Genomic DNA, 14,498 nt, shown 5'->3' on the forward strand with positions numbered 1-14,498 from the left:
CGTTCGTCCTGAGCCAGGATCAAACTCTCCATAAATTTCTTAAATTGACTGGCTTCTCGTTTTCGTCTCGCCTATTCACTTTACAAGGTGCTCTGTTGCCCTCTTTTCCAGAGTGCCTGACGATAATACTTGAGTTTCTCCCTACTGTCAACACTAACACAGGGAACGCTTTTTTCTAAAAAGTATTCCCTGTGAATTCATATCCTTACATTTACTTAAATTTTATAAAGATTTACCAGAGTATCCTTTATATAAAAGGATTTTTTGAATTAAAAGCAAAGAGTTTTAAGGAAGATGTAATGTTTGTGTATAAATAATTTTATTCTTCGTCCAGTTCTAGTATGCCTTCTTCGATAGGCAGATCCTCTTCTTTTTCTATATTTCCACCGTCGTCATCTTCATCCTCGCCCAGAACAAAACCTAAGCCCTCCGCAACCTTCGACATGATCTCTGTCGTAAGTTCCTCCATAAGCTCAGGATGATCTTCTAGATATTGGGCGACGTTATCCTTGCCCTGGCCGATGGTCTCCCCCTTATATGCAAGCCACGATCCCTTTTTTTTCATTACTTCCAGATCAATGGCCATATCAAGCAAGGACATTCCCTTAGGAACACCTTTACCGTAAATTAGACTTGCATGAGCCGTTCTGAAGGGAGGCGCCTGCTTGTTTTTGACAACTTTCATCCATAACTCATGGCCTATGGCGTCTTCACCTTTGTTTATACTCTTTCCCCTTTTCACCTCAACACGTACAGAACTATAAAATTTCAGGGCTCTTCCCCCGGTTGTTGTTTCCTGGGGGCCGCTGCTATATCCAGTGCTGATTTTTGCGCGAAGCTGGTTTATAAAAACAACGACACAATTGCTGCGAGAAATAGCAGAGGTAAGACGACGAAGAGCATAGGACATCAGACGGGCTTGCAATCCAAGCTGACTGTCGCCTATCTTGCCATCTATCTCAGCCTGAGGCGTCAGGGCTGCCACTGAGTCCACCACCACCAGATCTACCGCACCGCTCCGGACAAGCGTGTCAAGAACATAAAGAGCCTGCTCGCCACTATCTGGCTGAGCTACATATAAAGACTGAACATCTACCCCCAATGAAGCCGCAAGCCTAGGGTCAAGGGCATGTTCCGCATCAATGAAAGCCGCTATGCCCCCTGCTTTCTGAGCCTCTGCGATGCCATGGAGCGCCACTGTGGTTTTACCCGATCCCTCGGGGCCAAAGATCTCGACGATTCGCCCCTTCGGCAATCCGCCTATCCCTAAAGCTACGTCAAGGGGCAATATTCCAGTGGATATAACCTCCACCTGCACTTTGAAAGGATCTCCTAGCCGCATTATGGATCCTTCTCCAAACTTACTGCGAATATCATCTATTGCTAGTTCAAGTATGTCTTCTCGGGTCTGTGGATTTTTCTTTTTTGCCATAGAATCAAAACCTCCCATGATTTCATTCCATAAGACCTCACCAAACGTAGTCTATACCATATCATTATAGAGAATATGTTTCCAGAGGAGTGTGCTGCGCCCCTTCGGGGCGTAATTCGCTTTTCATGAGAACAATAGAGCTCACTTTCCAAGATAATGAATTGAAATTCTGTCTACCTAGCTCTTCTTCAAGTTGGGGCGAAACAAAGGTTCCTGGACGAATCCTGGCTAAAGTAAGGTGGGGATGAAAAATCCGCTTCTCTTTTTCAACACCAGCGCGAAGTCCTGCTTTTTCCACTAATTCCACAAGAGATAGGAGGGGGTCTCCTCCTTCTGTTACACCAATCCAGAGAGTCCTTGGTCTTTTAAGAGACGGAAATGCGCCCGCGCTCCCCAGGGTGATGAGAAAGGGATCGAGTCGCCGGAGCTGCAATTCTTCTTTTATATAAGAAGAAAAGCAGCCTATGGTGTCTTCTGACTGCTCCCCGCAAAATTTAAGGGTAAGATGTAGCGTCTGAGGAGACACCCATTTTATTTCTGAAAAGTTCTTTTTTAGGGACTTGAGTGTCACAGCGAGAGTTCGGCGATGCTGCTCTGGCAATTCTACACAGACAAAGGTCCTTATGAATAGGGACATACAATTTCTTCTCCCTTCAAAGACCTCCATAGATATTCAAGAGCTGCCGCAGTGGCCCTTTTTCTTACTCTATCCCGGTCCCCTGAAAAAAACTTTCTGAAAGTGCAGGAGTGTTCTGATGAAGCCAGACCAAACCACACCATCCCTACAGGTTTTTCAGCGGTTGCCCCATCGGGCCCCGCTATGCCCGTAACAGAAATCGCTATATCTGTCTTAAACATCTTTTGTGCCCTTTCCGCCATAACAATGGCACACTCTGAGCTTACTGCCCCATATTTTTCTATTATAAAGGATGGTACTGCAAGAAGATCTTTTTTAGCATCATTGCTGTAACATACAGCACTTCCATAAAAGACTTTAGATACTCCTGAAATGCCAGTCAAGGCAGCACCTATCATTCCCCCAGTGCAAGATTCTGCCGCTGAGACAGAAAGGTTTTTCTTCGTTGCCTCATAATAAATGGCTTCGGGGAGAGAGCGACATCCAGAGGGGAGACAATCATGAGGGAGCAAGGAAAGAATATCCGATGCCACTTCATTGACAATGGATTCTTCGCCGCTTAAAGCCAGTTCTATGAGGTTCACTGAAGGAAGAATGGAAATATGGAGATCCCTCCTTTTAAAGACAGACGCCAGATGATCCTTTAAAAGACTTTCTGCCCAACCTGTAACAAAAAAGGACCGTCGCGCCGCAAACTCATTTTGAAGAATAGGAATAACGCACTCTTCCGCCATTTTTTGAAATTCATCAGGAACCCCAGGGAAGGAGAAAAAAACAGTCTGTTTATGGTGGAAAGAAATACCGAGGGCAGACCCTTTCGAATTATGCACTGCGGTCGTTCCTTCCGGAATGGCCCCTTGGGTGCTTCTTGAGCGTTCTATCCCTTCCTGTTCCGCTGGGTTATAACGCTCCGCAATTTTGTTGTACGCCTTATGGTCTATTATGAGAGGGACACTGAGAAAATCCGCAAGGGCCTGACGGGTCTTATCATCATGGGTTGGCCCCAATCCCCCAGATAGAACGACTATTTCTGTCTGACCCGCCCAATGATCCAGGGCCTGAACGATAGGAGCGTTTTCATCCGGTAAAAACTCTATTTTGCGAACCTCCCACCCTGCATCTGCAAACTTGGAGGCCAACCATGAACAATTAATATCCCGCCGACTGCCGCTCAGTAATTCGTCACCTATGGCGAGAAGAACAGCACGCTTCACTACACATCATCTCCCAAGAAGAATTTGAAGTCCTCCTCCGCAATAAAGCCAGTATATTCCCCAAAGCAATAGGTTCGTCATGATTCCGCCTACAACGTCATCAGCTACAATCCCCAATCCTCCTGGGAGTTTCTCGACTGTAGAAACAGGAATAGGTTTGATAATATCTATAATTCGAAAGAGAAAAAGTGCGGGGACCCAAAATCCTGCAGGAAGACCGTACATTGAGATCCACGTCCCCACTACTTCGTCAATAACCACTTCTTTAGGATCTTTTTGACAAGTTTCTTTTCCGTAAAGATCCGCTGCCCATATCCCCAGCAGCATAACAGCTATTATTCCCCACCAGGGCACTGCCCAAAGTAAATAAAGGGCAAAGGCCACTCCTGAACCAAGGGTGCCGGGCATGGATGTAAAAAAACCGAGTCCCGCCAGAGTTGAAATTTTTCCCGCTATAGAAAGATTTCGCTTCATGAAACAACCTCCACGCCAAGAAGGTCATACTCTTCGGCTTCTGTGATTTTAACTTTAACAAAAGCCCCCTCTTTTAAGTGGGCTCCTTCCATAATTCCTACAAGGCCATCCACTTCTGGAGCATCTCTATAGGAACGTCCCCAAGCAATATTGTCTTCGTTATCTATGGTTTCCACAAGAACTGTCAATTCCCTTCCCACAAAAAGACTTTGTCTGCGTAAAGAAATTTCCGATTGCAGTTCCATTAAGCGATTGTATCGCTCTTCTTTTATCTTCGACGAAAGCTGCCCAGGTAAAGTAGCAGCAATGGTTCCCTCTTCTGCGCAATAGGCAAAAGCTCCAACTCTATCGATTTCCATATCTTCAGCAAAATCAAGTACCTTTTCAAACTGTTCTTCTGTTTCTCCAGGGAAACCCACAATAAAGGTGGTTCGCAAAGCAAAAAGCGGGTTCTTTTTGCGGATGTATCCAAAAAGAGTACGGAGGGATTCCTCGTTTTCTTTCCGGTTCATACGCCGGAGCAGGTCTCCTTCCACATGTTGAATGGGGATATCAAGATACGGCAGTACACTCTTGCTGGAAGAAATATAATCAATAAACCTTTCATCCACCCGCGCAGGGTGAAGATAAAGGAGGCGAAGCCACACTTCCTGAGGCAATGATGCTGTAAGAGAGTCGAGAAGGGCGATCAGTGAAGGCTTACCATAAACATCTCGCCCATACACTGTAAGATCCTGGCCAACAAGACAGATTTCCCTGGCTCCTTCTTCTACTAAACGAGACGCTTCACTGGTCAGAACTTCTATGGGATAGCTTCGAGCCCATCCACGAATTGAAGGGATTGTGCAGTAAGAACAAAAGCTGTCGCATCCCTCCCCCACTTTTAAATAACGGCTCCAGGGCCGGGTCCCCGGCAACATCCCCCGCTGCCAGTTAGAAGGTTTGGCTCCAAGCTGCCGTACGACAGATTCCCATTCTTCTGCCTGAGACCATATGTCAACACTGGGAAGTTCTTTTTTGAGCTCTTCACCATAACGGTTGACAAGACATCCGACCACCCCAATTTTCTGGAGTCTGCCCTCCTCTTTTAATCGCTCCAAGTCGAGGATTATGTCAACATTCTCTTCCACCGCCGGTTGAATAAATCCACACGTATTGACAATGGCCACCTGGGCTTCATCTATAGAGTCAACAACTCTAAAACCAGCGGCCCGAAGCATTCCTATAAGGTTTTCGCTATCTACTGAATTCTTTGCGCATCCAAGACTAATGATATAAATATTCACTAGTTCACCCTGCCTGTCTTTCCGTCTGAAGAATAAAAAATATGAACAACTCGCCCTCCACTTCCAGGGCGACCTAATTCTTCGCCATTCCAGGTCACTTGCACGTCGCTGGCCCGTCCATAGGTCACTGTAACTTCTTCTTTCACTTCAAGAGTGTACTTTTGTCCTTTTTCCAGGATCCCCTGATGAATGGTTGCTTCCTTGGTACGAACCTTAAGCCAGCAGGCTCCAGTACCCTCTATTTCTAAAGTAGGAAATTGGGGGACAGGTTCTGGGGCTTCTGCTGTTTCTTCTGCCATTTCACCATCGTCAAGGATCTTTTTTTCTGCATCAGGAGAAACAACTCCTTCAAAAACAACGATCAAATCTTCTGACTTAACGTCTCCAGATTTTATATCTTCGGACACTACTGAAGTTTCAATGGCTCCATTGTTTCCTCCACCGCCCTGAGCAACCTGCTCAATGTTGAGTCCCCCTTCTTTCCAGGAAAACCATGCATACCACCCTGTCCCCACAACAGTAAAGAGCAGAATCAGTATGACCCAGAAACGAGAGGCAGGTTTGAATCCCCGGGTTGGGGGGGTGCAGGCACCTGTTAATTTGCTCTCCTTTTCATCTCGCCCGGGAGCGTCATACAAAAGGGGCTTATAGTATTCCCAAAGGTCTTCAGATTCTATAACTTTAAGTACGGAGCGCACAAAGCCCCTCGCATAGACAATGCCGTGAAATTTTTCAAAATGTCCGTTTTCTATATACTCGATGAAATGAATTCGTATCTTAGTGATATCAGCAACATTCTGAAGAGACAACCCCTTCTCTTCTCTTCTAGCCTTTATTGCCCGACCGAGCTCTTCAAGAGTTACTTGGCGTCGTTCCCTTTTCACCGACCACTGCCCCCTTAACACATGCTCTCAGTTCACGGATTGTTTCAGCAGGGTCAGGAGTTCCAAAAATAGAACTCCCCATAACTACTACGTCGCATCCTGAGCTTACAACCTCTCTAATCGTCTCGCGGCCAATACCACCATCCATTTGTATGAGGAAGGAGAGGTTATGGGCGACACGATGCCTATAAAGATCCACCGTTTTTTGTAAAGTTTCGCTGATAAACGACTGACCGCCAAATCCAGGGTTAACAGACATGACAAGCACGAGGTCAACCATGGGAAGTACAGGATATATCCACTCTACTGGAGTAGCAGGATTAAGGGCTACCCCTGGCCGGCAGCCAAGATCCCTGATCCTGGACAAAACCCTATGAAGATGTGGAGTCGCCTCGACGTGAACCGTTAAGTAATCCGGTTTTGCCGCTGCAAAAGCATCGATAAAGTCTTCTGGTGGCACTACCATTAAATGAGCATCTATGACAGTTGACGGATAACTGCTCCTTAAAGCTTTCGCGAGACCTGGTCCATAGGATAAATTAGGAACAAAGTGGCCGTCCATAATATCAAGATGCAGCCAGTCGTGAGTTCCCTGTAACAATGTGATGCTTTTTTCCATATTTAGAATATCCGCAGAAAGAAGAGAAGGGGCCACAAGAAAAGCACCCGGCTCTTTCTCTAGCGGTAACGATCTTGCCACACGAATTCACCTCCGAGAAAGATAGTAACGACCCCTTCCTCTATATAAGGAGCTTCAAGGGAAACGTATTCCCCACCCTTTACTTCACGATTTAAAAGAACTCGCGTACCACTTCCATCAACAATCTCTATTTTCAAGGGCATCTGCTTTGTCAAAGGAGGAACCTGGTAGCGTATCTTTGCCACTTTACTTCCTGCCGGTACTGGCGCTGATTTTGGAGTCGCTGCCAGCTGTGTGGAAGGCTTAGTCACAGGAGCCGTCGCGGTACTTGGTTTCGAGGATGGCGGTTTTACAGGAATCAATGTACCACCTGAGGGCAACTGACTTTTTGAAGTTGCCTCCGTCTGTCCAGAAACTTTCTCTGCCGTGCCAGAAACAGCTGAAGCCAGAACTGTTCCAGCCTGAGAAACTTCTGCTTTCTCCTGGGATGGCGGCTTCTTCAAAGACGCCACCTGCAGAACAACTCCCTGCCCCCGTTTAAGGGAGGTCCCCACTTTTGGACGAATAGAGATGACCATCCCTTCTGGGGAGTTCTGAGTATAGACATACTCTACATTTGCAACAACAAGGCCTGATTCTTCTACGAGCTTGCGAGCAATTTGTTCTTCTCGCTGCAATACTTCCGGCACCTGAATCAAGCCGTTCTGGGAAACTTGCCCCTGACTCACAAGGAGATCTATCTTTCTCGTACTCTCTAACATTACTGGGGCTGATGGGCTCTGGGCAATAACAACCCCTGCAGCTCTGGTATCATCAGAAACTCGTAAAGTATCTCCCGCCTGAAAACCACTCTCTTCCAGTTTTTTAAGAGCCTGAGAATATTCAAGTCCTCTCACGTCCGGCAAGGCTATTCGATTTCCACCTTTACTAACCTTCAAAATTACCGTTGCGTCTTTTTTTATTTTTGCACCTGGTTCAGGCCATTGGGATAAAACGGTTCCTCCCGGAAGGGTGGATTCGATCTGTTCTATCTTTAATTTAAGCCCTAACCGCTGAGCTTCATCTACTGCCTCTACGACTGACATTTCTTTCAAAGGAGGAACTGCCAGCCCTTTGCCGCCTGACCAAATAGTTAAAACAGCCATCCCGCCGGAAACGACTATCACAAGCAGGATCAGGAACATCACCCATTTATACATTCTACCCATTTTTTTAAACCTCCTGATTTCTTTTCAGGATTGCCATCATATAAAAACCATCAAGCCATGGCAACAGTGGCCAAATATATGTACCCCATGGCCGCCCCTTACGCACATGCCGTCCTGAAAGAGGAAGAGACATTTCAATAAGATTATGATTATCAGCTAACACTTCTGCAATAACCTGTTCATTTTCCTGACGTAATAAACTACATGTAGAGTAAAGGATGAGTCCACCTGGTGCAACTAGATCTACCGCTTTTCTCAGAAGTCCTTTCTGAAGCTGTACAAGTTCCTCCATTTTCTCTTTTGTAAGGGCCCATCTAGATTCAGGATGTCGGCTCCAGGTACCGCTTCCGGAACAGGGAGCATCAAGAAAAACAAGATTCGGAGTGCTCTGTGGAGACATACTCAAAGAGTCCCCCTGACGAATTATAACCCGCTGAGAGATAGAAAGACGCTTTAATTCTCTTCTCGCAGCGGCACATCTTCCTTTGGAAAGTTCCCACGCTTCAATCTTAGCATGAGGCAAAAGGGTTGCAATCTGTCCCGTCTTAATACCTCGCCCCGCACACATGTCAAGAATTAGGCCATCTTTCCATAAACGGGTCACCATTTCCCCGGCAAGCATGGATGATTCGCTTTGCACCGTAACTTTTCCCTCGTTAAATCCTGGAAGATTGGGGGGAAAAGCAAAAGAAGCTGTTCTAACGGAGCATTCAAGCAGTGGTGATGGCCATCCATATATATGATCCTGTTTTAGGCCTTTAACAAGAGAAGGAATATGGTCTTTCGGCAACACCCTTAAAGATGCGTAAGGGCGAATACGAAAGAGATTGATGAGTTTCAGCGTCTCAGCCTGTCCCCAGGTATCTTTCCATTGATAAGCTACAAAAAGAGGAATGCCTCCCAAAAGGGCTTTATCCTGGAAGGAAGAACTTTTCTTCATTTCATCAACAATAAACTTGCCCCGTTCTTCAACTCTATGAAGTACTGCATTTACAATGCGGGCCTCTTTTTCTAACCCACGTTTTTTTATTTCATCAACTAATGCGCTGACAAGAACCATGGGGGCAAAATGTCGCAACTCTATAATTCCGGCCGCCCCTATTACCAGCGCGTGGCGCGTGCACCATGACAAGGAATCAAAAGGAAACCTAAGAAAATTTTCGCAAACCTTTTTCCAAAGCGTCTGACGGCGTAGAGCCGCATACACGAGAGATGAAGCCAGAATTCTATCTCCCTCTGTCATTCGATCTGATACTTTACGAAGAGACTCGCTGGCAAACCGTCCTTTGGAAACTTCCGTTAATACGTAAAGCGCCGCTTCTATTCCCCTCATGAAAAAAGGACCTCCGGTTCAATAACATTGGATTTTTGACGTGTTCGAATAAATAGCTGGGAGGGCCCATAAACATATACGCCTCCAAACCCCCTATTTGCAGCACGCACTTCTATGCCAGTTATTTCAAGACCTTGAACGTCGGAATCAGTGGTAACATAGCGCTGCACCACTGAACTCATAACTGGACCAAGGACATGAGCTGCAATAAGGGCGATTATAACGTTCAACAGGCTCAAAGAACCTGTCGCCAAAAGCAAGAGTATAAAAAGCAGGGACGAAAGGGTGTTAATGACAACGACAGTAGTACCGCATCTTGGATGAATGGCAAGGGATGACTCTCCTCTGTTCATGCGCTCAAGAGCCACTCTTGCAGCATAAAGAGCAGCGGCGGGTTCTACGAGGCCACGCAATGAAAAACCATTATCATATGACATCCCTTCAATATTGCATTGTCCAAGAGACTCTTCAAGAATATGGATAGTCCCGTGTTCCAAAGCGTGATTTTTGCGGACTTTCTTATTGAACAAGACACGAAAAAGCTGTGTCGGCCCGACGATAAGCCACATAAAAGAGCTGGCAGCAAACCCCAAAGGCAGGAGGACAATAAAAAAGACAAGAAAAAACAGCAGTGCCACCATACCGAGCCACGGTGCTATGAAAAACATCAGTAATAAAAAAAGAAAGGGCATGAATACCATCCTTTTTTAGCATAAAAATAAAAGGTGAGGCAGCATGATCGCCACCCCACCATCATATCGCACCTTGCTTCAGGATGACAGCCTGCTAATCGCGGTGTCCAAACATTCCACGGAGGAACAAAAGACGAGCCAACTGCGCAAAAGCCATAACTGCCGCGGCTACATAAGTTAAAGCAGCAGCGTTAAGAACCGCTTTAGCCCCTGTTATCTCATCAGAACCAAGAATGCCCGTATCGCCAAGAAGTTTCACCGCCCTGGTACTCGCATCAAATTCCACTGGAAGAGTAACAAGATGAAAAATGATCACCCCTACAAAAAGGAGGATGCCAATATCCATCAAAAGGGGACCTCGAAAAAGCAATCCCAAAAAGAACAGAGGGAAAGCCAGAGAAGAACCTACTCCCACCACGGGAACAACTGCATTGCGAAACTTAAGGGGAGCATAGTTTTTCTGATGCTGCACTGCATGGCCCACTTCATGGGCTGCCACGCCTATGGCTGCAATGCTCGTACTGTTAAATACCCCTTCGGATAAATGCAATGTTCTGTCCCTTGGGTCATAATGATCTGTTAAGTTTCCTGCCACTCTCTGAATAGGAACGTTATACATTCCAAACTGGTCAAGAAGGGCCCGCGCCGCCTGAGCGCCGGAGATACCCTTCCTTGAGAGAACTCGGCTATATTCAGAATAGGCGGTTTTCACCTTCATTTGCGCCCAAAAGGCCAGAATGACTGCTGGAATAAGCAGTACGAATGTTGGGTCAAAAAACAAGGGAAACATGCCATCACCTCCATCGTTCCGGCTTTTTGAATTATGTTACTTGAAAAAACATCAATTTACATCCGTATTTTACACGGTTAGGAGCGAAAGAGCAATATTGGTCAAATTATTTTTGACGGAAAAAATCTCTTATTGCTGAAGCTATATAAACTTGCTCATCCTCTGTTAATTCCGGGAAAATGGGAAGGGCGAGACTTTCACGGCTTAATCCCTCAGCTACAGGGAAATCTCCTTCTTTGTGGTTCAAAAAAGCGAAGCATTGTTGCAGGTGCAAACAAAGGGGATAATAGACACGGGTTGTAATACCCTTCGTTGCCAAATATTCAGAAAGCTCTTCCCTTTTCTGCATAACTCTTGGAACATACTGATGGTAAATATGGTAATTCCCGTCCAGTTCATAGGGAGGCTGAATTTTGTCCAGCAGGTCATATTCCGCAAAAAGTGTTTTATATCTGTCTGCGACCAGTCTTCTTTCTTCATTCCATTCATCAAGATGACGAAGTTTCACACGCAAAACTGCCGCTTGCAAAGCATCAAGACGGCTGTTGAGTCCGACTTCTTCATGTATATATGTGGTTCCGGCTCCATGCACCCTCAAAGTTTTCACCCTGGACGCAAGAGCTTCATTTGAAGAAACGACCATGCCGCCGTCGCCATACCCCCCGAGATTTTTCGTGGGGAAGAAAGAATAGCACCCCATTGTCCCCCAGGCACCAGCCCGCTTTATATCATTCGAGACCTTTCTCCAGGAACCGAAGGCCTGCGCAGCATCTTCAACAATGACAATTCCCCGCTCTTCAAGATCCTCAACAATCCCCTCCAGGGGAACCATCTGTCCAAAAAGGTGAACTGCGATGATCGCCCTGGTCTTAGGGGTAAGTTTTTCTCGAACCTGGTCCAAATCAAAGTTGTATGTGCAGGGGTCTATGTCTACAAATACAGGTTTGGCGCCAAGACGGGTGATACAACTGACTGTGGCAAAAAAGGAGTAGGGAGTCGTGATAACTTCGTCTCCTTCCTTTATGCCGAGAGCCATCAGAGCAAGATACAATGCATCGCTACCAGAAGCACAACTAATGGCTTGAGCTCCTTCAAGATAACTTGAAACTTCATCCTCAAAATTCTTGACTGAGGGGCCAAGAATAAAATACTGGCTCTCAAGAACTTCATTTAGTGCCACCTGTATTTCTTCTTTGATACGGGTATAGTTCCTTTTAAGATCAAGTGTCGGTATTTTTCTTTCCATAGTTGTTTTCCTCCTCATAGATACATTCTCCTGAATGGGCATTATGACAAAAAAAGCCTGTCTCCGCTATATATCTTCCCAATGCAACTCTATTTTTGGTAAAAAAAAGGGCTGGATGTTATCCAGCCCTGGCTTTCTGACCTCGCATATCATCATTATTATAAACCTATATTATAAATCTATGCTTCTTCTCTCGCTTTGCGCAAACCCATAATAGCTTCCTGGAGATGTCCCCGCAGAAGCTTGACACACTTTTCTGCATCATGATGTCGCAGAGCCACAAGGATTTCCCTGTGGGCATCAATACTTGGCATTGTTTCAAGCTGATAGAAGGGGTCATAGAAAACAATATAGGCATTAGTTCGGGCAAGTATGTTTTCTACATATTCTGCCAAAACTCTATTTCCACTTGCATCTGCAATAGCCTTATGGAATGCTTCGTTTACTTCAAGATATTTTTCGAGGTCTTTTTCTTCAATGGCACGGCCTTCCTCAATCATAGCTTCTTCTAGACGACGAAGGTGTCTATCTCCGATTCTTTCGGCAGCAAGCCTGATAGCCAAGGTTTCAAGCTGATCTCGTACCAAAAAAGTATCCTCGATCTCTCTGGCTGTCGGTGCCGCTAATCTCGCCCCACTATTGGGAATAATAATTACCAGCCCCTCACTAGCCAATCTTCGCAAGGCTTCCCGCACAGGGGTACGGCTGACCCCCATCTGAACAGCAATATTCACCTCCGGAAGTCTCTGTCCTGGCTTGAGCTGTTTTGTAATAATTTTGTGGCGCAATTCCTGATAGGCATAATCAGCAGAGGTCGTATATAACCTAGCTTCTCGCATTCAAAAATTCCTCCTTGATTAAAGTAGACAATTTTAATTGTATAACAGTCTGTCTTTTGCATAAATAACTTTAACATACGTTATACTGCTCTACAAGGTATAACGTGGTAAAATACCCTATAAAAATAAAAAAATAACTGAATTGAGCTCATTATACAGCATCCCTAATGCTGCATACAGCATATATCTGGAGGTTTTTTATGAGATTTGGTGTTTTATTGCTTTCAATCACTACCCTTGTTCTTTATGGCTACGCTCTTGCCGGACTTGGCGGCTTTCTTTGGGGTAAAGGAAACACTTTTTACATTTGTTTCGGATTGCTAGGGGGAACAGCTTCTGCTCTCCTGGCTCTGTGGCTATGGAAAAAATATCTGGACTCTCTTACCCAATAAGGGCCACGCTCAAAAATGGCGTAAAGGAAACAAAGAAGCGTTCCATGCCTTATCAAGACATCCGACAATACTCGTTATATGCTCACTGGGAACACCGCAAACAGACAAGCGAACCGCTTCAACCCGTTTACTATCTAAAGAAAAGATGTTCCCTGGAGTTACAAGAACCCCTTGTTTTCGAGCCTTTTGTGCAGCATCCCAGCCATCGAGCCCAGGCAAACGAAGCCAAAGATATATGCCACCTTCAGGCATTAAAAACTGCGCTTTAGGCAATTTCTCCATCAAAGCTCCTGTGAGGGCCTTCATGCGAGATTCAATGGCTCCCCGAGCCAGTTCCAGTGCGGATTCAAGCCCCTTGCCCTCGATAAATTTTTGCACTACAAGTTGATCAAGAGATGAGACTGGCCCCCATTTTCTCGCCTGGATACAAATAAAAGAATCCTCAAGTTGCTCTGGGACAAGAGAGTAGCCTATGCGTAAGCCGGGGAATAGCACTTGACTGAATGACCCGAGATACACTACTTTGTCCGCCCCATCCATTGCTTTCAGAGCAGAGATACTCGTGTCTCCATACCGTAATTCTCCGTATGCATCATCTTCCAGAATCCAGAACCCGTATCGAATGCTCCCTTGCAAAATCATCTGCCGCACAGCAACGGATATAGTTTGCCCCGTTGGATTCTGGAAACTGGGGACGAGATATAACACATCAGCTCCAGACAGGGATTCATACCATGTTTCAGCGATTTCTTCAAGGGGGGGAAGTATTCCTATGCTTAGCCCCTCAGACTGGGCAATGGCAATAGCGTCAGGATAGGTCAGCTCTTCTACCCACATTTTTTCAACACCACAGCGCCGTAATGCTCCTAATGAAAGGGCCAGACCATGGCGTCCCCCTGCCGTGACAAATACATCTTTCCAAAAAGCAGGTATACCCCTTGATGCGCCATGCTCCACTAAAACCTGCCTAAGTGTGTCCAGACCGGCAAGAGGAGCTTCGCAAAGAGCCTGGGGTCCCCAAAAGGCTAAAACATCTCTGGCAATTCTTGACAGTTCTGTTGCGGGGATAAGATCTGATGAGGGACGAACGCAATCTAAATCCCAATTTGTTTCGATTTTTTGTTCTCTGTTTTCATTACATGTTTTTCTTTGTGCCACATAGGTGCCACTTCTTCCCCGTTCCACCACATAGCCATAGTCGGCTAGAAGTCTATAGGCTTCAATTACAGTCACCCGTCCTACTCCAAGGTCTTTTGCCAGCTGCCGGGAACCCGGAAGTTTCAAGCCCGGAGGCAAGGCCTCCTTTTCTATCATTTTTTTAAGATGAAACGTTATCTGACGATAAAGGGGGATGTCTGAATCGTAATCAAGAGGAATCTCTATCATGTCAATCTTTCCCTTCACAAGGCTTATTGCTCTAAGAACTATTAT

15 protein-coding genes are annotated in these 14,498 nt (G+C 45.7%); 1 reads left to right on the forward strand and 14 read right to left on the reverse strand.

Annotated features, from left to right (window positions below):
- Window positions 1-319 precede the first annotated feature (319 nt).
- The 13 genes from recA to BUC50_RS00420 form a co-directional block, all read right to left on the reverse strand.
- The gene (gene recA, locus BUC50_RS00360; RefSeq protein WP_013047803.1) at window positions 320-1,432 is read right to left on the reverse strand and encodes a recombinase RecA; all 1,113 of its coding nucleotides are present in this window, start codon (window positions 1,430-1,432) and stop codon (window positions 320-322) included.
- A gap of 64 nt (window positions 1,433-1,496) precedes the next feature.
- Entirely contained in the window at window positions 1,497-2,069 is a 573-nt protein-coding gene (thpR, locus tag BUC50_RS00365; RefSeq protein ID WP_013047802.1) for an RNA 2',3'-cyclic phosphodiesterase, read from the reverse strand.
- Window positions 2,054-3,283, reverse strand: coding sequence for a nicotinamide-nucleotide amidohydrolase family protein (locus BUC50_RS00370; RefSeq protein WP_013047801.1), 1,230 nt, complete (start codon window positions 3,281-3,283; stop codon window positions 2,054-2,056). Before BUC50_RS00370 ends, thpR begins: the two co-directional genes overlap by 16 nt.
- A gap of 6 nt (window positions 3,284-3,289) precedes the next feature.
- Entirely contained in the window at window positions 3,290-3,757 is a 468-nt protein-coding gene (locus BUC50_RS00375) for a phosphatidylglycerophosphatase A family protein (RefSeq protein WP_013047800.1), read from the reverse strand.
- Window positions 3,754-5,043 (reverse strand): 30S ribosomal protein S12 methylthiotransferase RimO, encoded by a 1,290-nt coding sequence (gene rimO, locus BUC50_RS00380; RefSeq protein ID WP_013047799.1) that lies wholly within the window; start codon window positions 5,041-5,043, stop codon window positions 3,754-3,756. Before rimO ends, BUC50_RS00375 begins: the two co-directional genes overlap by 4 nt.
- Window positions 5,043-5,927 carry a helix-turn-helix domain-containing protein gene (locus BUC50_RS00385; RefSeq protein WP_013047798.1) on the reverse strand — a complete coding sequence of 295 codons (885 nt, stop codon included), beginning with the start codon at window positions 5,925-5,927 and terminating at the stop codon, window positions 5,043-5,045. Before BUC50_RS00385 ends, rimO begins: the two co-directional genes overlap by 1 nt.
- Entirely contained in the window at window positions 5,896-6,627 is a 732-nt protein-coding gene (gene rpe / locus BUC50_RS00390) for a ribulose-phosphate 3-epimerase (RefSeq protein ID WP_013047797.1), read from the reverse strand. The genes BUC50_RS00385 and rpe overlap by 32 nt, the downstream gene beginning before the upstream one ends.
- The gene (locus tag BUC50_RS00395; RefSeq protein WP_013047796.1) at window positions 6,606-7,775 is read right to left on the reverse strand and encodes a PASTA domain-containing protein; all 1,170 of its coding nucleotides are present in this window, start codon (window positions 7,773-7,775) and stop codon (window positions 6,606-6,608) included. The genes rpe and BUC50_RS00395 overlap by 22 nt, the downstream gene beginning before the upstream one ends.
- Window positions 7,776-7,779: 4 nt before the next feature.
- Window positions 7,780-9,108 carry an RsmB/NOP family class I SAM-dependent RNA methyltransferase gene (locus BUC50_RS00400; protein ID WP_013047795.1) on the reverse strand — a complete coding sequence of 443 codons (1,329 nt, stop codon included), beginning with the start codon at window positions 9,106-9,108 and terminating at the stop codon, window positions 7,780-7,782.
- Complete coding sequence (locus BUC50_RS00405; RefSeq protein ID WP_244392419.1) at window positions 9,105-9,776, reverse strand: DUF6391 domain-containing protein; 672 nt, start codon at window positions 9,774-9,776, stop codon at window positions 9,105-9,107. Before BUC50_RS00405 ends, BUC50_RS00400 begins: the two co-directional genes overlap by 4 nt.
- A 118-nt stretch (window positions 9,777-9,894) precedes the next feature.
- Entirely contained in the window at window positions 9,895-10,590 is a 696-nt protein-coding gene (locus BUC50_RS00410) for a zinc metallopeptidase (RefSeq protein ID WP_013047793.1), read from the reverse strand.
- A 106-nt stretch (window positions 10,591-10,696) separates the two neighbouring features.
- Window positions 10,697-11,836, reverse strand: coding sequence for a DegT/DnrJ/EryC1/StrS family aminotransferase (locus tag BUC50_RS00415; RefSeq protein WP_013047792.1), 1,140 nt, complete (start codon window positions 11,834-11,836; stop codon window positions 10,697-10,699).
- Between the two features lie 179 nt (window positions 11,837-12,015).
- Window positions 12,016-12,675, reverse strand: coding sequence for a GntR family transcriptional regulator (locus BUC50_RS00420; protein ID WP_013047791.1), 660 nt, complete (start codon window positions 12,673-12,675; stop codon window positions 12,016-12,018).
- A gap of 200 nt (window positions 12,676-12,875) precedes the next feature.
- Between BUC50_RS00420 and BUC50_RS00425 the strand changes: the two genes are divergently transcribed.
- Window positions 12,876-13,067 carry a hypothetical protein gene (locus tag BUC50_RS00425; protein ID WP_013047790.1) on the forward strand — a complete coding sequence of 64 codons (192 nt, stop codon included), beginning with the start codon at window positions 12,876-12,878 and terminating at the stop codon, window positions 13,065-13,067.
- 9 nt (window positions 13,068-13,076) lie between these two features.
- On the opposite strand, the gene BUC50_RS00430 is transcribed toward BUC50_RS00425, so the two are convergent.
- Window positions 13,077-14,471 carry an aminotransferase-like domain-containing protein gene (locus BUC50_RS00430; RefSeq protein WP_013047789.1) on the reverse strand — a complete coding sequence of 465 codons (1,395 nt, stop codon included), beginning with the start codon at window positions 14,469-14,471 and terminating at the stop codon, window positions 13,077-13,079.
- Window positions 14,472-14,498 lie beyond the last annotated feature (27 nt).

Origin of the sequence: Aminobacterium sp. EBM-42 (assembly GCF_001896635.1) — a bacterium.
In the GTDB taxonomy this organism is placed as follows: domain Bacteria; phylum Synergistota; class Synergistia; order Synergistales; family Aminobacteriaceae; genus Aminobacterium; species Aminobacterium colombiense.